A 19766-nucleotide genomic window follows, 5' to 3' on the forward strand; every position below is an offset into this window, starting at 1 on the left:
AAGGAAGCCATGAAGCTCCTCCGGTCTCCTATGAAGGATCAAGGATCAATGAACGAAAGAAACCCTCAGGTCTCCCACGAGGTTACCGCCGAGATTGCCCGTGAGTTCCTTGCGTATAACCCGGAGACGGGCGTCATGCTTTGGCAGGTGCGAGCCCGAAAGTGGTTCACGTCTGACGCCGAGCATCGGAGTTGGAACAGCAGGTACGCCGGGAGGCAGGCCGGTACGCTGAAATCGGACACGGGTTACCGGGGAGTTCGCATATTCGGGCGCCGCTACCCCGAGCACCGCCTCGCGTGGCTGATCCAGAAGGGGGCATGGCCCACGACAGAACTGGACCACATCAACCACCGCCGCGATGACAACCGATGGAAAAACCTTCGTCCTGTCACGTCCTCGGAAAACCGGCAGAACTTGGGGCGTCGCCGCAATGGTCGCCTTCTGCCGTTGGGAGTTGACCGGCCCCGCGCCAGAGGCCGCTTTCGGGCAGGGATCACCGTGGAGGGCGTAAGGCTGCACCTTGGTCGGTTCGACACCGAGGAGGAGGCTGTCAGGGCGCGTGAGGTGGCGGAGATCGCCGCCGGCTATCACCCGAACCACGGTCGCGATGTTGTCGAGGGCGAGGAGCCACCCATTCGGATCGTGGTGCAGCTCGACTACTGACCCAGCCGCCTCCAGAGCCGCGCATTTCGGCATCCCGGATTGCCCCACGGGTGCCTCAAGCGAATTCTCGAACATACGTGGCAATTGGCAGCTTTCCCCCAGGTGGGTGGGTGGAGGGTGCCCGTGGTCTTTGCGTGAGGCTTCCGCCCGCTGGCCTGCCTGCCGGGGCCCCCTCGGCGTTTCCTTGGCGCGAAATAACACCCACAACCAACGTTGACATTAGATAATTGACGAAGGAGAATCATCGGCAGGGCACATGAAGGGAAGCCGCGACGTGAAACGCTATGTCATCTACACGCGAGTGAGCACCGAGGATCAAGGAAAGAGCGGCCTCGGGCTGGAGGCGCAACGTAGAGACATAGACATCTTCCTCGCCAACTTCTCGGAGGAGCCTTGGGAGGTCATCGGGGAATTTCAGGACATACTCTCAGGCAAGAGCGATGACCGCCCGCAATTGGCCACTGCCCTGAAGCTGGTGCGGGAGACTGGCGCGGAGCTTCTCATCGCCAAGCTGGACCGCTTGAGCCGCAAGGTCTCCTTCATCGCCAGCATCATGGACGACAAGCGGGTGCGGCTCCGGGTGGCCTCCATGCCTTTCGCGGATAACTTCCAGCTTCATATCTACGCGGCGCTGGCGGAACAGGAGCGCGACTTCATCTCCAAGCGCACCAAGGCCGCTCTCGCCATCGCTAAGGAGAAGGGGAGGCAGCTTGGAGGTCTCCGGGACGCCACCATGAAGCGCAACGCGGCCATTCAGGAGAAGGCGGCGGCGGAGGCCCGGAAGGTCATGCAGATCGTTGGTCCCCTGCGCCAGTCAGGCCAGACCCTCGCCAGCATCGCCGGGACGCTCAATGACATGCAGGTGGCGACATCGCGCGGCGGCCAATGGACGGCCATGCAGGTTAAGCGGGTGCTGGAACGGTCTAGTGCGCTATGATATTCTGCGCTTAGAAGAATGCACTCACGGAGAAACTAGCGATTCTTTCGTTCACGTGCTGCCTGTGCCCTGCGCTGCTTGCGATTCCCATAAAATCCTTGATTAGCTCGTGTTTTGGTGGGCGAGGTTAGGGGGAATTCCGCGCTGTGATGGTTCTTTTCTTGGACATTTCTCATAATGCCAAGTTCCTCGCAGTCTCTTTGGGCGTTCTGGCGGTCAATTTCCGTCCATTCCGATTGTATTCCATATATTATGTCCTCCGAAGCTCCCCGCCCTTGACCTGGAGGTTCCATTGCTATGCCGATAATTCTCTGCATGCTTGGGTACTTCATCAGAAATGACTGGGCATATGTCTTAAGGTAATGCGTCCGCATCAGCCTATATTTTTCATACCCGCCTGTCTCATCCATCCAGTCTTTGTATTTAAGTGTAAGGAAGAAGAACCCCGTCTCGTGGCGGGGCGAGCCTTCCGGGGATATCATAGCTCGAAAGAATGAGTCGCCATGACGGCCTCTCTCTAAGGCACCAAGTATCGCTTCACTATGGCTTCGCCGGAGAAAGCGATTCTGTAAAGCCATATGTCTGACAGCAATCTCGCTTTCGGTTAGAGAGTATTCAAATCCAGGAAGAACAATAGATGTTCCTCCCAACATATGATTTGTGAAGGTCTCAATCAAACGATCCCAAACATATGAATTTTCATTTGCTTTAGATCGTGCCGAGTACTCGGGGCTCGATATGTAGGACTGATAGTGCCCTGGCCCTATGGCTAGAATGTCACCGTCTTTCCATATGGGGCCATTTGGTGGGGTGAAGTCGTGCTCGCCATTTTCGTTCATTCGAACTGCATAATAGGCGAGTAAGTCTTCTTCTCCATGAGCCAATCCAAGGTGCCCGGATCGTATGAAAGCTGATCGCTTATCTAAATATTCAGTGAAGTCGGAAATTGTATCAAGTTCATTCATTACAATATCAAGTGCAGTTTCGTCAAAAACATGCACAAAATCGCCACTAGGGTCAATATCTCCCACGGTAAAGGGAGAGTAGGTCTGTGACTCGGGTCGACAATGATCCTCTCCTTTGATGGACGGATCAATAATAAGCGTCCCAAGGCCGCCTTCAAAAAAGCCACGACAGGCTTCGGCAGCTCCTCGTGCAACGACGACTCGGTGAAAGCGGCGATTTTCCAGAGATGGAAGATTAAGTGGAAATTTTTCTTTGCACTCACGATCAAGAAATATACGATCTGGAAAATCTTTGATCCATCGTTCGGCGCCCTTTAGCTGAGATGCTGCCGCTAATACAGCCTTTCGAAACCACCGTGGCCACGCAACATTGAGATTTGCATTTGGCCAAGTTATATTTTTCTCGGAAAACACAATAATGTGTGGTTCACATACAACAAGAAGATCGCACAGCTCTTTACCTTCGCCATTTCCAGATAGTTTTTGCGCTCGAAATGGATTTGGATAAGACCATAGATTCAAGAAGGTTCTATCTGATAATTTTGCTAGGTAACGCTCCGACGGAGTGGATCCGGTAGACCGTATTATTGCAGGTCGCAACTGCTCGAAATGATCGGAAATGTTTACCGGTTTTTTGATCATTTTTGATGTCATGAGTTTGATGTTGCGTCAAATATTTAAGATTCGTGGTGAATTATATTGTAAATATTGATGAATATTTTTATTTATAAAACTATCGTGCTATAATATTTTATATTAGACGCATGGATATCCCCACAGGCAGGCCCGTTGGACGCGGTCAGTCGACGGAATGAATTCCGCTTTGCCCACTATAGCAATTTATGAAGCGGTAAGCTGCTGCGAATTCGAAGAGGCGCCAGCAGGGCGCGTTCGCGGGGAATACTATTCCGTCAAGCGGGAGTGACGCTCCGGCAGTTTGGTGACGAACCAGGGGAACCGCTCCAGCGCCGCCGCCATGGCCTTGATCGTCACGCCGCCATAGGTCTCGCCTTCCGTGCGGGGTGCGTGGCCCTGTATGGCGTCCAGCGTCCGCTGCTCAATGCCGGCATCGCCACCCAGCGCCTTGAAGGTGTGGCGCCAGCCGTGATTGGGCTGGACGTTCGGGTCTGTCACGACCTTGCGCACTTCCTCGGTGATGATCTTTTTGGCGTAGCGCCACGAAGCTCGCTCGGTGCCGGACCACATGAACAGGAAGCCGGCCGGCGCCGACTGGACGAACTCCACGAAACCAAGCTCCACGAGGTGCGGATGCAGCGGGACGGTTCGCATTTGACCGCCCTTCACCGTGACGGCCTCAGGCGTGATGGAGATCACCCATTGCCCAGCTTCCTGCCGGACATCCTGCTTGCGTAGCTGGACCATCTCCCCGACCCGCGCCCCGGTATAGGCACAGAGCCACGGAACCCACCGCCGGAGGGCGAACCGCTGCGCCGGCTCCCCGTCTTCCCTTTTGGCGTTGAGGGCGGGAGAGAGGATCGCGCTCGCCTCCTCCTCCGTGAACCACGGTTGCCTGACTTTCTGCTTCCGCGCCGACTTCATGGACACCTTCTCGGCGGGGTTGCTGGCGAGCTTCAAATTGACGACGGCCCACCCGAACACGCTCTTGAGACCCGCGAGGTAGCTGTCTTTGATGGTCTTGGCGCTCAGCGGCTTGCCCGTGGCCGGGCTCGGCGTGGACACCATGTGATCTTTGAACCGCACGATATCCTCGGCGGTCACCTTCGCGGCGTCATCATGCCCGAGGAAGGCGATAAGGCGCTCCAGAGCGGTGCTGTAGCCGTCCTTGGTGCTTACCGACCGGCCGGCGCGTTCCGCCTCCCGCCACCACTCCGCAAAGAGGCCACGCATGGACACGGCCGGCGCCGCTTTCGGGGGCTTGGAGGGCTTGGGGGGAGGGGCGGGCGGTTGCCATTCGGGGAAGCGCTTGGCCTTCGGGTCTTCGCTGTAGTCGCCTTCCGCCATCCGGGCGCTGGCCTCCAGCCCGTCCGCAAGCGCCTTGATGAACTCGCCAAGAAGCAGGCGGCGAGACGGTTCATCGACGGAGGGAATGCCGTTGCGCAGCAAGATGCGATTCACCAGCGGGCCAACTTCGCGCTCCCGGTCCTCGGGCGCTGCCGCAAGGAGCTTTTCGGCGGCACGGCGACGGCCGGCGGCTTGCTCCTCCGGGTCTATGCCGTGCTCACGCACGAGGGTGCCATCGGCCTCGGCTTGGATCGTGATGGATTTGGAGGTCTCCAACTCCTCCGCCCACGCGCGGTAGACTTCGCCGGACAACGCGACGCTCTGCTTATGCGAGAGCGTGGCGGGCACCGCCGCTCGCAGGCCCGCATAGATGCCCTCCAGATGGGCGATAATGGTCGCCTGCCGGCGTTTCGCCTCGCTGGGGTCGAATGTGCGTAGGGAGACCCGAATGGCCTGTGCGCTCCCCGATATGGAGACGGGCACGAAGTCAGCGCCTAGCGGCACCTCCAGCGTCACGCCGACCAGTCGCGGCCGAACGTCCGCCGGGATTCGCTGGACGAATTGGTGATTGGAAGAATTTTTGCGCTTCATCGGCGCCACAAGCCAAAGACCCATCGTTGCACACCGTTGTTACACAGTGCGACACCGACAGGACCTTGAAAAGGCTTGACCTTTTGATACCGCAAAATTCTGCGGTATGCTGGTGCCCAGGAGAGGACTCGAACCTCCACGGTGTTACCCACTGGTACCTGAAACCAGCGCGTCTACCAATTCCGCCACCTGGGCATGTGCCTTGCGGCACGGCGGCGAGAGATAGTCGGGTGGGCTCCCTCTTGTCAACGCACCTTTCGCGCAAGACGGCATCAAGCGGTGGAAATCTCGCCGGGGTGATTGTCGGGCGCGCAGCCGCGCCGCCCGCCATCGGCTTCCGGCCTGCCGCTGCAGCCTCCGCGTCCGGTGCCGCCGGCGCCGCGTCGCTGCCGAAGGGCGCGCACAGACCGCCGGGACGAGCTGGTCCTGTGGCCCGCCTTGACGTGCCGGTGCCGTATGCGCGCAAAAGCCCGGCCGGTCGGCGCGCACGGGTGCTGGACGCTGCCGCAGCGGCGCGCTAATCGTCGTGGCATGCCAATGCCGGGCCGGGAGACGTGACATGGTCGACACCACGAAGGAACTGCCTCTGGAGAGCGAGGCCGAGCTGGCCCGGCGCCCGGCGCCCATGGAGCGGCTTGTCACGATCTATGGCGGCTCCGGCTTCATCGGCCGCCATGTCGTGCGCGCGCTGGCGCGGCTCGGCTGGCGGGTGCGCGTCGCGGTGCGCCGGCCGGATCTTGCCGGCCATCTGCAGCCGCTCGGCGCGGTTGGGCAGATTGTCCCCGTCCAGGCCAATCTGCGCTACCCCGCCTCGGTGCTGCGCGCGGCGGAAGGGGCGGAGGTGGTGATCAACCTCGTCGGCGTGCTGCATGAGAGCGGTCGCCAGAGCTTCGAGGCGGTGCACAGCTTCGGCGCGCGGCAAGTGGCGCTGGCGGCGCGCGAGGTCGGCGCGCGGCTGGTCCACATGTCCGCCATCGGCGCCTCGGGTGACTCGGAGGCGCTCTATGCCCGCAGCAAGGCGGCGGGCGAGGCGGCAGCGCTGGAGGTGGTGCCGGGCGCGGTGGTGATGCGCCCCTCCATCGTGTTCGGGCCGGAGGACGATTTCTTCAACCGCTTCGCCGCCATGGCGCGGCTTTCCCCGGCTCTGCCGCTGATCGGTGGCGGCGGCACCCGTTTCCAGCCGGTCTTTGTCGGCGATGTCGCCGAAGCCTTCGCCCGCGCGGTGGACGAGAAGGCGCGGCCGGGCACGGTGTATGAGCTCGGCGGTCCGGAAGTCATGACCTTCAAGCAGTTGATGGAGCTGCTGCTGGCCGAGATCGACCGCAAGCGCCTGCTGCTGCCGATGCCGGCCGGGCTTGCCGCCTTCAACGCCCGCTTCCTTGAACTGTTGCCGAACCCGCTGCTCACCCGCGACCAGGTCCGTCTCCTGGGCTACGACAATGTGGTCTCCGAAGCCGCCAAGGCGGAAGGGCGAACCCTGGAAGGGCTCGGCATCACGCCGACCGCGCTCGGCGCCATCCTGCCCGGCTATCTCTGGCGCTACCGCAAGGCCGGCCAGTTCTCGCGGCCGGAAGCTGCCTGAGCGCACGCGCCTTCACACAGAACAGCCGCCGGCGTGGTCGCGCCGGCGGCTTTTTTGTGCCCTGCGCCTCAGCCCACCAGCGCCAGCGCCACCAGACCGACGCCACCGACGCCGATGCGCCACCAGCCGAAGGGCGCGAAGCCGTGGCGGGAGACGAAGGCGATGAGCCCGCGCACAACGGCGAGCGCGGCGATGAAGGCGGCGACGAAGCCCACCAGGATGATGGTCATGTCGTCTGCGTTCAGCGCGTCGCGATTCTTGTAGAGGTCATAGGCAAAGGCGCCGGTCATGGTCGGCAGCGCGAGGAAGAAGGAGAATTCCGCCGCCGCCGGCTTGCTGGCGCCGAGCAGCAGCCCGCCGACAATGGTGGAGCCGGAGCGCGACACGCCGGGGATCATGGCGAGGCACTGGATGAAGCCGATCTTCAGCGCCAGAAGCGGCGGAAAGGCCATGGCGTCGGTGTGAACGGGCCGCATCTTCAGCGTGTCGACCCAGAGCAGCACAATGCCGCCGAGGATCAGCATGATGCAGATCAGAGCCGGGGTTTCGAACAGCACGCTTTTGATGAAGCCATGGGCGAGGGCACCGATCACTGCCGCAGGCAGGAAGGCGATGAGGATGCCAATGACGAAATTGCGCGAGCGCGGGCTCGTCGGCAGGGTGATCAGCACATCGAGGAAGCGGCGGAAATAGACCACGAGCAGCGCGAGGATGGCGCCGAGCTGGATGACGACTTCAAACACTTTTCCCTCGCTTTCGAAGCCGAGGAAATGCCCTGCCAGCAGGATGTGGCCGGTGGAGGAGACGGGCAGGAACTCGGTAAAGCCTTCCAGAAGGCCGAGAAGGAAGGCTTCGAGCAGAGTGCCGAACGACATGGGGCTGATCCGTAGGGAGAGGGGCGCGAGACAGGCAATGCGCGGGCGGTGGCGCGGGCGGTGGGCGGCGCCGGGGCGGCGCGGGCGCATCCTGTCCGCTTCGCGTCGCCTTCGCAACGTGACGCAGTGGAAGCCCCGGGCAAGGCTGTGCAAATATACTGGGCGTGGCGTGCGCGCCGGGCTGGGGCAGACATGAAACCGCCTCAACTGGCACGTCCCCTTGGCATTGGTCGGCGTTGCCCGGAAATGGCGGCGTTTGGGAGTTTTCCATGAAGAGATTGGTTGCGGGCGCCCTGCTGTGGCTGGCGCTTGCCGGTGCCGCGGTCGCGCAGGACCGCGGATTTGTGACGACGAATGTCAATTTGCGGGCGGGGCCCGGTGTCGATTACCCCGTCGTGGTGGTGCTCGCCGAAGGCGCGCCGCTGGCCATTTTCGGCTGCCTTGCCGATTATAGCTGGTGCGATGTCGGTATTGACGACATGCGCGGCTGGGTCGCGGCGCAGTATATCGAGACCGTGTATCGCGGCCAGCGGGTCGAGTTCTACGACTACGCCCCGACCATCGGCGTGCCGATCATCGCCTTCAGCTTCAACGATTATTGGGGCCGCTATTATCGCGGCCGACCCTGGTACTCGACCTATGATCGCTGGGGGCCGCCTTACCGGCCGGGGCCGTATCCCGGCCCGGGCTGGGGTCCGCCGCCGCCGGGTGGCTGGGGTCCTCCGCCTCCCGGTGGCTGGGGCCCGCGTCCGCCGAATTGGGGCCCGGGCCATCCGGGCTGGGGCGGTCCCGGCAAGCCGGGTGGTCCGGGCTGGGGCGGGCCGGGTAAACCGGGTGGCCCCGGTGGACCTGGCGGTCCCGGCAACCCCGGCGGTCCGGGCTGGGGCGGACCGGGCAAACCGGGTGGCCCCGGTGGACCTGGCGGTCCCGGCAACCCCGGCGGTCCGGGCTGGGGCGGGCCGGGTAAACCGGGTGGCCCCGGTGGACCTGGCGGGCCCGGCAAGCCGGGTGGTCCGGGCTGGGGCGGGCCGGGCAAACCGGGTGGCCCCGGGGGCCCTGGCGGTCCCGGCAACCCCGGCGGTCCGGGCTGGGGCGGGCCGGGCAAACCGGGTGGCCCCGGTGGACCTGGCGGTCCCGGCAACCCGGGCAATCCCGGCAAGCCGGGTGGTCCCGGCTGGGGTGGACCGGGCAAGCCCGGCGGCGGCCCCGGCGGGCCTGGCTGGGGCGGGCCCGGCAAGCCGGGTGGTCCCAGTGCCGGCCGCCCGCCGCAGGGTGGCCCGCAGCAGGGTGGCCGTCCGCCGCAAGGCGGATCGCAGCAGGGCGGACGCCCCGGGCAGGGGCAAGGGCAGGGGAAGGGCAACTGCCCGCCGGGCGCTCCCGGCTGCGGCAACTGACCTCACGGCGTGCCCGGCGGTATCCACATCGCCGGGCGCTGCCGCCTGATCAGCCTGTCACCCGCTTGAAATAATGCCGCCGCTCCTGTAGAGGGTGCGGCCTTCAAGAACCGCCCGGCTACAAGGGCTGCCGTGGCGGTTCGAACGCTCACACTAGATTGGGCCGGGACATCCCCTCGCGGGAGCGCCGCCGGCCGTGGAGATCGAGCCAAATGCCCAAGATGAAGACCAAGTCCGGAGCGAAGAAGCGCTTCAAGCTCTCCGGCACCGGCAAGGTGATCATGGCCCAGGCCAATAAGCGCCACGGCATGATCAAGCGCACCAACAAGCAGATCCGCGACCAGCGCGGCACCACGGTCATGTCCGAGCGTGATGCCTTCAACGTTCGCAAGTATTTTCTGCCCAACGGCTGACGCCCCCTAGCCAGTCCCAGGAGATTTCCCCATGGCACGTGTCAAACGCGGCGTCACTTCCCACGCCAAGCACAAGAAGGTGCTGAAGGCGGCGAAGGGCTATTTCGGCCGCCGCAAGAATACCATCCGCGTCGCGAAGCAGGCCGTCGAGAAGGCGCAGCAATACGCCTATCGCGACCGCAAGGTGAAGAAGCGCAATTTCCGCGCGCTCTGGATCCAGCGCATCAACGCCGCGACCCGCGAACTCGGCTTCACCTATGGCCGATTTATCGACGGTCTCGGCAAGGCCGGGATCGAGGTCGACCGCAAGGTGCTCTCGGATATCGCCATCCACGAGCCCGCCGCCTTCGCGGCGCTGGTCGAGCAGGCCAAGGCCGCGCTGGAAAAGCCGGCCGCCTGACCTTCCCGACATGCCGGGACCGAAAACGGGAAAGCCCCGCGCGCAAGCGTTGGGGCTTTTCGCGTTCGTGGCTTTCGCGCGGGGCACCTGGCGTCGGCTTTGCGCGCGGCGCGCGGCTCGCCTATAAGCCGCCGCAGCCAACGCCGAACACCGTCATGGCCGGGCGAGGCCCGGGGATGCCGACCGCCATGTTACCTCTGTCCAGCCGAGAAGAGACGATCATGCCCGTTGCCGCCCTTCCCGATCTCGACGCGCTGGAGCGCGAACTGACCGCCGGCATTGCGGGCGCGGGCGACGAGCCGGCGCTGGAAGCGATCCGAGTCGCCGCGCTGGGCAAGAAGGGCTCGGTGTCCGAACTGCTCAAGAGCCTTGGCGGCATGAGCCCGGAGGAGCGCAAGAGCGCTGGTCCGGCCATTAACGGCCTGCGCGACCGGCTCAACGAGGCGCTCGCCGCCCGCCGCGCCGAACTCAGGGCCGCCGCGCTGGCGAAGCGGCTGGAGACCGAGCGCGTCGACGTGACGCTGCCCGTGCGCGAGGCCCCGGCGGAGCAGGGCCGGCTGCACCCGATCAGCCAGGTCATCGACGAACTCACCGCCATCTTCGCCGATATGGGTTTCGCGGTGGCCGAAGGCCCGGATATCGAGGACGACTTCCACAACTTCACCGCGCTGAACTTCCCCGAGGGGCACCCGGCGCGGGAGATGCACGACACCTTCTACCTGCCGACAAAGGAAGACGGTTCGCGCCTGGTGCTGCGCACCCACACCTCGCCGGTGCAGGTGCGCACCATGCTGTCGAAGAAACCGCCGATCCGCGTCATCTGCCCGGGCCGTACCTATCGCTCCGACAGCGACCAGACCCACACACCGATGTTCCATCAGGTGGAAGGGCTGGTCATCGACAAGGGCTCGAATCTCGGCCACCTCAAATGGATCCTCGAAGAATTCTGCAAGGCGTTCTTTGAGGTGGACAATGTGAAGATGCGGTTCCGCCCCTCCTTCTTCCCCTTCACCGAGCCCTCCATGGAAGTGGACATCCAGTGCGACCGCTCGCGCCCGGGCGAAATCCGCTTCGGCGAGGGCGCGGACTGGCTGGAAATTCTCGGCTGCGGCATGGTGCACCCGAATGTGCTGCGCAATTGCGGGCTGGACCCGGACGAGTATCAGGGCTTCGCCTGGGGCATGGGCATCGACCGCATCGCCATGCTGAAATACGGCATGCCGGATCTGCGCGCCTTCTTCGAGGCGGATGTCCGCTGGCTCGCCCATTATGGCTTCCGCCCGCTCGACTTCCCGACGCTGGCGGGCGGGCTTTCCGCCTGATCCGTCGTCCCGCTCGAAAAACGTCCAACGATCCCGGCTCTGGACTTCGCTCCGGCCGGGATGACGCCTGACAAAGGGCTTGTCCGATGAAATTCACCCTCTCCTGGCTGCGCGGGCATCTTTCCGGCGACTATGGGCTCGATGACGTCACCGGCGCGCTCAACCGCATCGGGCTGGAAGTGGAAGGCGTCGAGGACAAGGCGGCCAGGCTCAAGGGCTTTACCATCGCCTATGTCCTCTCCGCCGTTCAGCACCCCAATGCGGACAAGCTGCGCGTGTGCCTCGTCGACACCGGGAGCGGCGACCCGGTGCAGGTGGTGTGCGGCGCGCCCAATGCCCGCACCGGGATGAAGAGCGTGTTCTCCCCGCCCGGCACCTATATCCCCGGCAAGGACATCACTCTCGGCATCGGCTCCATTCGCGGCGTGGAGAGCCGGGGCATGCTGTGCTCGGCCGCCGAATTGCAGCTCTCCGAGGACCATGACGGCATTATCGACCTGCCGGACGATGCGCCGGTGGGCGCCACCTATGTCGACTGGATCGGCCTTGACGATCCGGTGATCGAGATCGCTGTTACCCCCAACCGCGCCGACGCCCTCGGCGTGCACGGCATCGCCCGCGACCTCGCCGCCGCCGGCCTCGGCCGGCTGGTAGAGGATGAGATCGCCCCGGTGCCAGGGGCCTTCCCGTGCCCGGTGTCCGTCACCATCGCGGAAGGCGCGCCGTGTCCGGCCTTCGCGCTGCGCCTTATTCGTGGCGTCAAGAACGGCCCGTCGCCGGACTGGCTGCAGGCCAAGCTGCGGGCCATTGGTCTCAGGCCGATCAATGCTTTGGTCGATGTGACCAATCTGCTCACCTTCGACCAGAACCGGCCCCTGCATGTGTTCGACGCTTCGAGAGTCCACGGCAATCTCGTCGTGCGCCGCGCGCAGGCGGGCGAGAGCCTGCTGGCGCTCGACGGCAAGACCTATGCGCTCGACGAAACCATGTGCGTCATCGCCGATGACAAGGGCGTGGAATCGCTCGCCGGCGTGATGGGCGGCGAGGAGTCGGGCTGCGACGCTGAAACCGTTGATGTTCTTGTCGAATCCGCGCTGTGGGAGCCGATCAACATCGCCCAGACCGGCCGCAAGCTGGGGCTGAACTCCGACGCCCGCTTCCGTTTCGAGCGCGGCATCGATCCCGCCTTCACCCTCCCCGGACTGGAGCTGGCGACCAAGCTCATCCTCGATCTGTGCGGCGGCGAGGCTTCCGACATCGTGCTGGCCGGCGCGATTCCCGACACCACGCGGGTGATCGACTTCCCGCTGGAGCTGACCGAAAGACTGACCGGTCTGGTCGCCAGTGAGACCGAACAGACCGACACGCTCAAGGCACTCGGCTTCGCCGTGGAGGGTGCCTCCGGCACGGTGCGCGTCACCCCGCCGAGCTGGCGCGGCGATATGGAGGGCAAGGCGGATCTGGTCGAGGAGGTCATCCGCATCGTCGGCCTCGATCGCGTGCCCTCCCTGCCTTTCCCGCGCGACGAGACCGCGCGCAAGCCGGTGCTGACCACGCTGCAGCTCCGCACCCGCAAGGCCAAGCGTGCGCTCGCCGCGCGCGGGCTGGTGGAAGCCGTCACCTGGTCCTTCGTGCCCAAGCCGCAGGCGGAGCTGTTCGGCGGCGGACAGCCGGCGCTGGCGCTCGCCAACCCCATCGCCGCCGATCTCTCGGACATGCGTCCGAGCCTGCTGCCGGGGCTGGTGCGTTCCGCGCAGGCCAATGCCGATCGCGGCTTCGGCGATGTGGCGCTGTTCGAGGTCGGGCAGGTGTTCAAGGGCGACCGGCCGCAGGACCAGTTCATCGCGGCGACGGGTCTGCGCCGCGCTACCGCCAAGCCCTCCGGCGCCGGCCGGCATTGGGCCGGCAAGGCGGCCGCCGTCGACGCCTTCGACGCCAAGGCGGACGCGCTGGCGCTGCTCGCCGCCTGCGGCGCGCCGGTGGCGAATCTGCAGATTTCCACCGACGCCCCCGCCTGGTTCCACCCCGGCCGCTCCGGCACGTTCCGGCTCGGTCCGAACGTGATCGGCCATTTCGGCGAACTGCACCCCTCGGTATTGGAGGCGCTGGATGCGGCGGGGCCGCTGGTGGCGTTCGAGGTGCTGCTGGAGCGCATCCCTGAGCCCAAGGCCAAGGCGACGCGGGTGAAGCCGCTGCTGGAACTGATCCCCTTCCAGCCGGTGGAGCGCGACTTCGCCTTCGTGGTGGCGCGCGGCGTCGCCGCCGGCGACATGGTGAAGGCCGCTTCCGGCGTCGACCGCAAGCTGATCACCGGCGTGAACGTGTTCGATCTCTATGAGGGGCCGGGCATCGACGCGGACAAGAAGTCGGTGGCGCTTTCCGTCACGCTTCAGCCGCGCGAGAAGACGCTGACCGACGCCGAGATCGAGGCGGTGGCGGCGAAGATCGTCGCCGAGGTGACGAAGAAGACCGGCGCGACGCTGCGCGGCTGATGCGACGACGGTCATCCCGGACGGCCGCTAGAGCACGCGCCGATCAGCTTGCATCGCAAGCTGATCGGCGCGTGCTCTATCTTAGAGTTAGAGGGCGATTCACCGATCAGATTGGTTCAATCTGATCGGATCGCACTCTAGGCCGATCCGGGAGGCTCCGACTCGGGCGTGCCATTTACGTCGCCGGTTGCACCCGCAACCGCGAGGGCGGCGATGGATGGCGCTTATGCCGGCCCGTCGCCGAACAGGCGTAGCGCGCGGTCGGCGGCGGCCTCACCCGAACTCCACGCCCCGGCCAGCGTGCCCCAGCCGCTGAGGGGAACATAGTCGCCGGCGAGGAAAATCCGGTTCTGCACCGTGTCGGCAAACACCCCGCGCTGCGCGCCCTGTCCCGGCAGGGCGGCGCTGAGCGCGCCGCGGATCAGCGGGTCCTGACCCCAACGCGAGGTCATGACCTCGGAAATGCGGGCCGGCGCGCCGGGGAAATGCGTCCGCAGCCACGCCTCGGCCAGTGGCAGCGCCACTTCCGCGCCTTTTTCCGCGATGGCGCGCGCCGGCGCGTCAGCGAAGGTGAGCCTGTGCAGATCGCTGCCATTGATCCGCCCCTGCAGCAAAGCGGGAGCAGCGTCACTGGCCCGGGTCAGCACCGTTTCGTTCGGCAGCAGGCCGAGCGGATTGCCGGCGAGGATGAACGCCACCTGTTCGAGATGCCCGGCGGGCACCGCCCGCAGCGCGTTGACCAGCCGCGTCGGCAGCACCGGGTTGAAGCGGATCGCGCCGGCCGCCAGCACCGGGGCCGGCACGGCCAGCACGATGGCGCGGGCGCGGATGGGCGTGCGCTGGCCGCGCACGGACACGCTGTGAAAGCGCCCGCCATGGGTGATCAGGGTCACCGGGGCTTCCCGCTGCACATTCACCCAGGCGCCGAGCGCTTCCATCAGCGCGCCGACACCGAACGGGCTGGTGGTGTCGTCCGGGCGCGCGTCGCGACGCGAGAGGTCGAGCGCGGAGAGCGCGGCGAGGGGGCGCCCGCAACTGAGCGGGCCGAGCAACTGCGCCACGGTGGGCATCCAGGGGCTGGCGGCGGCGCTCCTGTCGCCCGCGCCGGCCTTGCCGGGCGGCGGCGGGGGCGCGCTGGCGAGTGCCTGCGCGGCGCTCATGTCCTTGCCGCCCTCGATGGCCGCCAGCATGTTCCGCTGTGCCGCGCCGAGGGCGGCGGAGAAGGCGTCATAGCCGCTCTCGCGCACTTCGTGCCCATCGGCGAACAGACGCCGCCCGGAGGGAAGGGGAATGAGCGGCTGCCCCGCCGCCTGCGCGCGCACGCCCAGCGTGCCCTCGCTGCCGGCGAAGCCGCCGGGCCCGAGATCGACCTTGAGCCCGAAGGCGCTCTCGGTGCGGGCGCGCCCACCCAGACGCGGCCCGGCCTCAAGCAGCACATAGGAGCGCCTGGCCTCGGCGACCCGGCGGGCGGCGGCGATGCCGGCCGCGCCGCCGCCAATGATGACGACATCGACATCGCTGGCCCCGGCCTGGGCGAGGGCCGGTGTCGGCAGCAGAGCGGCCGAGGCGGCAGCGAGGAAGTGGCGGCGGTTCAGCGTGCCGCCAGGGCGCGTTCGGGTCATAAGGCGGATACTCATGCGATGAGGCCGTCAGGCTAGCATGGCCGGCCGGGCGGGCGAAGGCGCCGGCCGCCATGGCCGCCGCGAGAAGGGAAGGCGCCGGCTAAAGGCTTGCGCTGAATCATGTTTTGTTCGTGGAGAACGAATCGGGACTCACAGGCGCGTCGCTCGAATCAAGCCTGAAGTTGCCCGCGCCGCCGGCCGTCTCGCCGGCGCGGCTTGAGCAGCGGGGCCGGGCGCCCTACCTAGGGGCGGTCGCCAAAGGGGAACTCGATGCTGCGGGACGCGATCACGGCCTTCGCCCAGACCTTTTCGCCGGATTATCGCCGTGTGCTGCTGCGCTCGGTCGGCCTCGCCATCGGGCTGCTGATCGCGCTTGGCGTCGGCGCGCACTACGCGCTGACCTATTTCGTCGCGCTGGACCTGCGCTGGGCCGAGATCACCATCGACATTCTCGCCGCCTTCGGCATCTTCATCGGCGCGATTTTCCTGGTGCCGCCGGTGACCTCGCTCATCGCCGGCCTGTTTCTCGACGATGTCGCGGCGCAGGTGGAGCGCAACGATTTTCCGCTGGAGCCGGAGGGGCAGGCGCTGCCGATTGCCCGCTCGCTCTGGCTCACCGTCAAATTCTTCGGCGTCATGCTGGCGGTGAACCTGGTGGCGCTACTGCTTCTGCTGGTGCCGGGGGTGAACCTCGTCGTGTTCTATGTCGCCAATGGCTATCTGCTCGGCCGCGAATATTTCCAGCTCGCGGCCATGCGCTACCGCAGCGAGGACGAGGTGGCGCTGCTGCGCCGCCACCATGCGGGGGCGATCTTCCTCGGCGGGCTGGTGATCGCCGCCGTGGTGTCGGTGCCGATCCTCAACCTCGTCACGCCGGTGTTCGCGACGATCTTCATGGTGCGGCTGCACAAGCGGCTGTCGCGCGCCGGGTGAGGCTCAGGCGGCGGTCTTTTCCGGCCAGCGGCACAGATCCGCGATGAGGCAGCGCGGGCAATCCGGCTTCAGCGCCTTGCAGACATAGCGCCCGTGCAGGATCAGCCAGTGGTGCGCGTGCAGCTTGAAGCGGTCGGGAATGATGCGCTCCAGCCCCAGTTCCACCTCCAGCGGCGTCTTGCCCGGCGCCAGCCCGGTGCGGTTGGCGATGCGGAACAGATGGGTGTCGACGGCAATGGTCGGCAGGCCGAAGGCGATGTTGAGCACCACATTCGCGGTCTTGCGGCCGACGCCGGGCAGGGTTTCCAGCACGGCGCGGTCGGCGGGCACCTCGCCGCCATGCTCATTGAGGAGGCGGCGGGAGAGTTCGACGACATTCTTCGCCTTGCCGCGAAAAAGGCCGAGGGTGCGGATGTGCTGCGCCACGCCTTCCTCGCCCAGCGTTACCATCGCCGCCGGCGTGGGGGCGGCCTTGAACAGGCCGCGCGTCGCCTTGTTGACGCCGGCATCGGTGGCCTGGGCCGAGAGCACCACCGCCACCAGCAAAGTGAAGGGGTCGTGATGCTCCAATTCGCCTTCGGGATGCGGGTTGGCGGCCTCGAAGCGGGTGAAGGCGGTGGCGATCTCCGCGTCGCTCCACGGCCGGAACGCGCCGCCAATGGCGGCGGCGGCGGCATTGGCCACGGCGCGGCGGCGGGCGGGGCGGGTGGCGGCCTGTTCTTCCAGCGCCGCCACGGCGGCCTTGGTCGTGACCTTCGCCTTGCCGGCGCCCGACGCGGCGGGCTTCGCTGCCGCCCGCTTGCGCGGGCGCGCGCTGGGTCGCACCGAATCCTTGTCCTCATTCGCCATTTTCGACCTATAATGCGGGCCCATGAGCGCTGCCAATACCGCCTTTCCCAATGAGGGCGCCGGCTTCGATGAGCCGGAGCTGTTTTCCGTGCGCTACCAGCCGCACCGCTCGCTCGGGCCGCGCGGCTTTCTGGTGGTCATGGGCATCATTGCCGGCATCAGCTTCGTCTGCGGGCTGGCCTTTCTGATGATGGGTGCCTGGCCGGTGTTCGGCCTGTTCGGGCTCGACGTGCTGGCGATCTGGTGGGGGTTCCGGCTGAATTTCCGTGCCGCCCGCGCCTGCGAGGAAATCACCGTGACGCCAAGTGTCATCCGGCTGCGCCATGTCACGGCGGATGGCACGGAATATCGCGAGGAACTGAACCCGCTCTGGACCCGTCTGACCTGCGAGGCGATCGAGGATTTCGGCGTGCAGCGTCTGGCGCTGGAAATGCGCGGCCGGCCCTATGTGATCGGCAGCTTCCTGCACACGGCGCAGCGCGAGGAACTGGCGGAAAGCCTTGCCCGCGCCCTCGCCGAGGCCAAGCGCGGCGTGGTGCGCTCGGCGGTGTGACGCCGCCGTCGAAATCGGGTGGCCCGGGGCTGGCGGGCGTGGTCGGATGCAGCCAGCTTGAGGAGAACGCCCGTGCTCGCGCCCAATCTCGACGCCGCCCATCCCCTGGAAATCGCCGCCGCGGATTATGAAATCGTCCGCCGCGCGGTGGAATATGTGAATCTGCGCTTCCGCGACCAGCCGGAGGTGGAGGAGATCGCCCGCGCTTCCGGGGTGCATCCCCGCGCGCTGACCGACCTGTTCCGCCGCTGGTGCGGGCTCACCCCGAAGGATTTTCTGCAGGCGGTGACCATCGACGCCGCGCGGCGGGTGCTGACTGAATCCGACAATGTGCTCGATGCCGCCTATGAACTCGGCCTTTCCGGGCCGGGGCGGCTGCACGATCTGTTCGTGGTGCATGAATCCATGTCGCCCGGCGAATGGAAGAGCGGCGGTGTGGGGCTGGTGGTGCGCTATGGCTTCCACGCCTCGCCCTTCGGCGTCGCGCTCGCGATGGTGACGCCGCGCGGCCTGTGCGGCCTCGCCTTCGCCGATGAGGGCGAGGAGGACGCCGCTTTGGCCGACATGCGCCGCCGCTGGCCGAACGCGCTCTATATCGAGGACCCCATCGCCACCGCCCCCTATGCGGCGCGCATCTTCGACCGCGGCACCTGGAGCCCGGACGATCCGCTGCGCATCGTCTTCATCGGCACCGATTTCGAGGTGAAGGTGTGGGAGACGCTGATGCGCATTCCGCTCGGCAAGGCCACCACCTATTCCAGCATCGCCCAATGCGTGGAAAAGCCGAAGGCGGCGCGCGCCATCGGCGCGGCGGTGGGCAAGAACCCGATGTCCTTCGTCGTGCCGTGCCATCGCGTGCTTGGCAAGAATGGCGATCTCACCGGCTATCACTGGGGCCTTACCCGCAAGCGCGCCATTCTCGGCTGGGAGGCCGGCCAGCTCACCAAGGGCTGAGCCGCCGGCCCGCCCATTCCTCAGCGCGGCGCGGGTGCGGCGCGCGGCGCTTCGGGCAGCGGGAACAGGGCATCATAGGCCCAGTTGAACAGGAAGGCGTAGACGAGGAAGAACAGCGTCAGCGCCAGATCCATCAGAAACGCCTCGACCAGCCCGACGCCGAGATACCAGGCGACGAACGGCACGAGGACGAGCACGAGGCCGGCCTCGAACAGGATCGCGTGCAGCACGCGCAGGGCGAGCGTCTTGCGCACCGAGCCGCGCAGCCGCGCCAGCGCATGGTCGAAGCCGAGATTGAACACGTAGTTCCAGGCGGCGGCGATCAGCGCCGCGCCGGCTCCGATCGCGCCCATATCCAGCATCGGCACGCCGAACGCCCAGGCCCCGAGCGGGGTGATGATCGACAGGGCGACGATTTCGAAGCTGATGACGTGACGGATGCGGTCGGCGGTGCCGCGCATGACGGTTCTCCCCTGCATGTCGGGCCGTCCCGCCTGGGTTCCCGATGAGGGGGAAGTCGTCTTCACGCTGGTCATATGGGGCTGCTTGGAGCTGCGGCAAGGCCGGCGCCGCCGTCAGGGGCGCGCCGGCCGTAGGGGTCGGGCGGGTGGTTCAGCCGGCGAGATCGACAACGCTCTCCACCGTCGAATCCGCCTTCAGCCGGTAGATGACAGGTGCGCCGGTGGCGAGCTCGCGCTTCATGATGCTCTCGGGCGTGTGCTTCTCCAGCACCATGATGAGCGCGCGCAGCGAATTGCCATGCGCGGCGACCAGAACCCGGTTGCCCTGCAGCACCTTGGGCAGGATCTCGGTGACGTAATAGGGCAGGGCGCGGGCCACCGTGTCCTTCAGGCTCTCGCCGCCGGGCGGGGGCACGTCATAGGAACGACGCCAGACATGCACCTGCTCCTCGCCCCATTTGGCGCGGGCATCGTCCTTGTTGAGGCCGGAGAGATCGCCATAGTCGCGCTCGTTCAGCGCGAGATCGCGGGTGATCGGCAGCCCGGTCTGGCCGAGTTCCGCCAGGGCGAGGTCCAGCGTCTTCTGCGCCCGCGAGAGATTGGAGGTGAAGGCCATGTCGAACTGATAGCCTTCCGCCTTCAGCCGCGCGCCCGCCTTCTTGGCTTCCTCGACGCCAAGGGCGGTGAGGTCCGGGTCGCGCCAGCCGGTGAACAGGTTCTTCAGGTTCCACTCGCTCTGGCCGTGGCGCACGAGCACGAGAAGGCGGTCGGACATCG

General features: G+C 66.0%; 18 protein-coding genes and 1 tRNA gene. 11 read left to right on the top strand and 8 right to left on the bottom strand.

The features are described 5' to 3' along the window. Positions 1-48 precede the first annotated feature (48 nt). Positions 49-663, top strand: a complete 615-nt coding sequence (locus AAC979_RS00470; RefSeq protein WP_371344829.1) for an HNH endonuclease — start codon at positions 49-51, stop codon at positions 661-663. Positions 664-937: 274 nt separating this feature from the next. After that, entirely contained in the window at positions 938-1600 is a 663-nt protein-coding gene (locus AAC979_RS00475; RefSeq protein WP_371344831.1) for a recombinase family protein, read from the top strand. Positions 1601-1635: 35 nt separating this feature from the next. Here the strand turns inward: AAC979_RS00475 and AAC979_RS00480 are convergent, their stop codons facing one another. The 3 genes from AAC979_RS00480 to AAC979_RS00490 all read right to left on the bottom strand — a co-directional run bounded on the left by AAC979_RS00480 (position 1636) and on the right by AAC979_RS00490 (position 5334). After that, a complete protein-coding gene (locus AAC979_RS00480) occupies positions 1636-3207 on the bottom strand; it encodes a hypothetical protein (protein WP_371344832.1) in 1572 nt (523 codons plus the stop codon). Positions 3208-3468: 261 nt separating this feature from the next. Next, on the bottom strand, positions 3469-5163 hold the full coding sequence (locus AAC979_RS00485; protein WP_371344833.1) for a tyrosine-type recombinase/integrase: 1695 nt from the start codon (positions 5161-5163) through the stop codon (positions 3469-3471). An 86-nt stretch (positions 5164-5249) separates the two neighbouring features. Next, a tRNA-Leu gene (locus tag AAC979_RS00490) sits at positions 5250-5334 on the bottom strand. 364 nt (positions 5335-5698) lie between these two features. Here AAC979_RS00490 and AAC979_RS00495 point away from each other — a divergent pair. Next, positions 5699-6721, top strand: a complete 1023-nt coding sequence (locus AAC979_RS00495) for a complex I NDUFA9 subunit family protein (RefSeq protein WP_371344834.1) — start codon at positions 5699-5701, stop codon at positions 6719-6721. Positions 6722-6789: 68 nt separating this feature from the next. Here the strand turns inward: AAC979_RS00495 and AAC979_RS00500 are convergent, their stop codons facing one another. Continuing rightward, positions 6790-7596 carry an undecaprenyl-diphosphate phosphatase gene (locus tag AAC979_RS00500; RefSeq protein WP_371344836.1) on the bottom strand — a complete coding sequence of 269 codons (807 nt, stop codon included), beginning with the start codon at positions 7594-7596 and terminating at the stop codon, positions 6790-6792. Between the two features lie 269 nt (positions 7597-7865). Between AAC979_RS00500 and AAC979_RS00505 the strand changes: the two genes are divergently transcribed. The 5 genes from AAC979_RS00505 (at position 7866) to pheT (ending at position 13617) form a co-directional block, all read left to right on the top strand. After that, positions 7866-8990: an SH3 domain-containing protein gene (locus tag AAC979_RS00505; protein WP_371344838.1), complete on the top strand. Its 1125-nt coding sequence runs from the start codon at positions 7866-7868 to the stop codon at positions 8988-8990. A 212-nt stretch (positions 8991-9202) separates the two neighbouring features. After that, positions 9203-9403: a 50S ribosomal protein L35 gene (gene rpmI, locus AAC979_RS00510; protein WP_018389390.1), complete on the top strand. Its 201-nt coding sequence runs from the start codon at positions 9203-9205 to the stop codon at positions 9401-9403. 31 nt (positions 9404-9434) lie between these two features. Continuing rightward, positions 9435-9803: a 50S ribosomal protein L20 gene (gene rplT, locus AAC979_RS00515; RefSeq protein WP_371344839.1), complete on the top strand. Its 369-nt coding sequence runs from the start codon at positions 9435-9437 to the stop codon at positions 9801-9803. A gap of 221 nt (positions 9804-10024) precedes the next feature. Next, on the top strand, positions 10025-11125 hold the full coding sequence (gene pheS, locus AAC979_RS00520) for a phenylalanine--tRNA ligase subunit alpha (RefSeq protein WP_371344840.1): 1101 nt from the start codon (positions 10025-10027) through the stop codon (positions 11123-11125). Between the two features lie 86 nt (positions 11126-11211). Then, entirely contained in the window at positions 11212-13617 is a 2406-nt protein-coding gene (pheT, locus tag AAC979_RS00525) for a phenylalanine--tRNA ligase subunit beta (RefSeq protein WP_371344842.1), read from the top strand. A gap of 224 nt (positions 13618-13841) precedes the next feature. Here the strand turns inward: pheT and AAC979_RS00530 are convergent, their stop codons facing one another. Next, positions 13842-15239, bottom strand: coding sequence for a flavin monoamine oxidase family protein (locus tag AAC979_RS00530; protein ID WP_371344843.1), 1398 nt, complete (start codon positions 15237-15239; stop codon positions 13842-13844). 270 nt (positions 15240-15509) lie between these two features. Between AAC979_RS00530 and AAC979_RS00535 the strand changes: the two genes are divergently transcribed. Continuing rightward, the gene (locus AAC979_RS00535; protein WP_371344844.1) at positions 15510-16172 is read left to right on the top strand and encodes a sulfate transporter family protein; all 663 of its coding nucleotides are present in this window, start codon (positions 15510-15512) and stop codon (positions 16170-16172) included. A gap of 3 nt (positions 16173-16175) precedes the next feature. Here the strand turns inward: AAC979_RS00535 and nth are convergent, their stop codons facing one another. Further along, complete coding sequence (gene nth / locus AAC979_RS00540) at positions 16176-17021, bottom strand: endonuclease III (RefSeq protein WP_371344845.1); 846 nt, start codon at positions 17019-17021, stop codon at positions 16176-16178. 22 nt (positions 17022-17043) lie between these two features. Between nth and AAC979_RS00545 the strand changes: the two genes are divergently transcribed. Beyond that, the gene (locus AAC979_RS00545) at positions 17044-17574 is read left to right on the top strand and encodes a DUF2244 domain-containing protein (RefSeq protein ID WP_371344846.1); all 531 of its coding nucleotides are present in this window, start codon (positions 17044-17046) and stop codon (positions 17572-17574) included. Between the two features lie 72 nt (positions 17575-17646). Next, the gene (locus tag AAC979_RS00550) at positions 17647-18528 is read left to right on the top strand and encodes a methylated-DNA--[protein]-cysteine S-methyltransferase (RefSeq protein ID WP_371344847.1); all 882 of its coding nucleotides are present in this window, start codon (positions 17647-17649) and stop codon (positions 18526-18528) included. 20 nt (positions 18529-18548) lie between these two features. Here AAC979_RS00550 and AAC979_RS00555 read toward each other — a convergent pair whose 3' ends face one another. Then, positions 18549-18989, bottom strand: a complete 441-nt coding sequence (locus tag AAC979_RS00555) for a PACE efflux transporter (RefSeq protein ID WP_371344849.1) — start codon at positions 18987-18989, stop codon at positions 18549-18551. A 151-nt stretch (positions 18990-19140) separates the two neighbouring features. Further along, positions 19141-19764, bottom strand: coding sequence for a 2,3-bisphosphoglycerate-dependent phosphoglycerate mutase (locus AAC979_RS00560; protein WP_371344850.1), 624 nt, complete (start codon positions 19762-19764; stop codon positions 19141-19143). Between the last annotated feature and the right edge of the window lie 2 nt (positions 19765-19766).

Source organism: Ancylobacter sp. IITR112 (assembly GCF_041415945.1).
Lineage (GTDB): Bacteria > Pseudomonadota > Alphaproteobacteria > Rhizobiales > Xanthobacteraceae > Ancylobacter.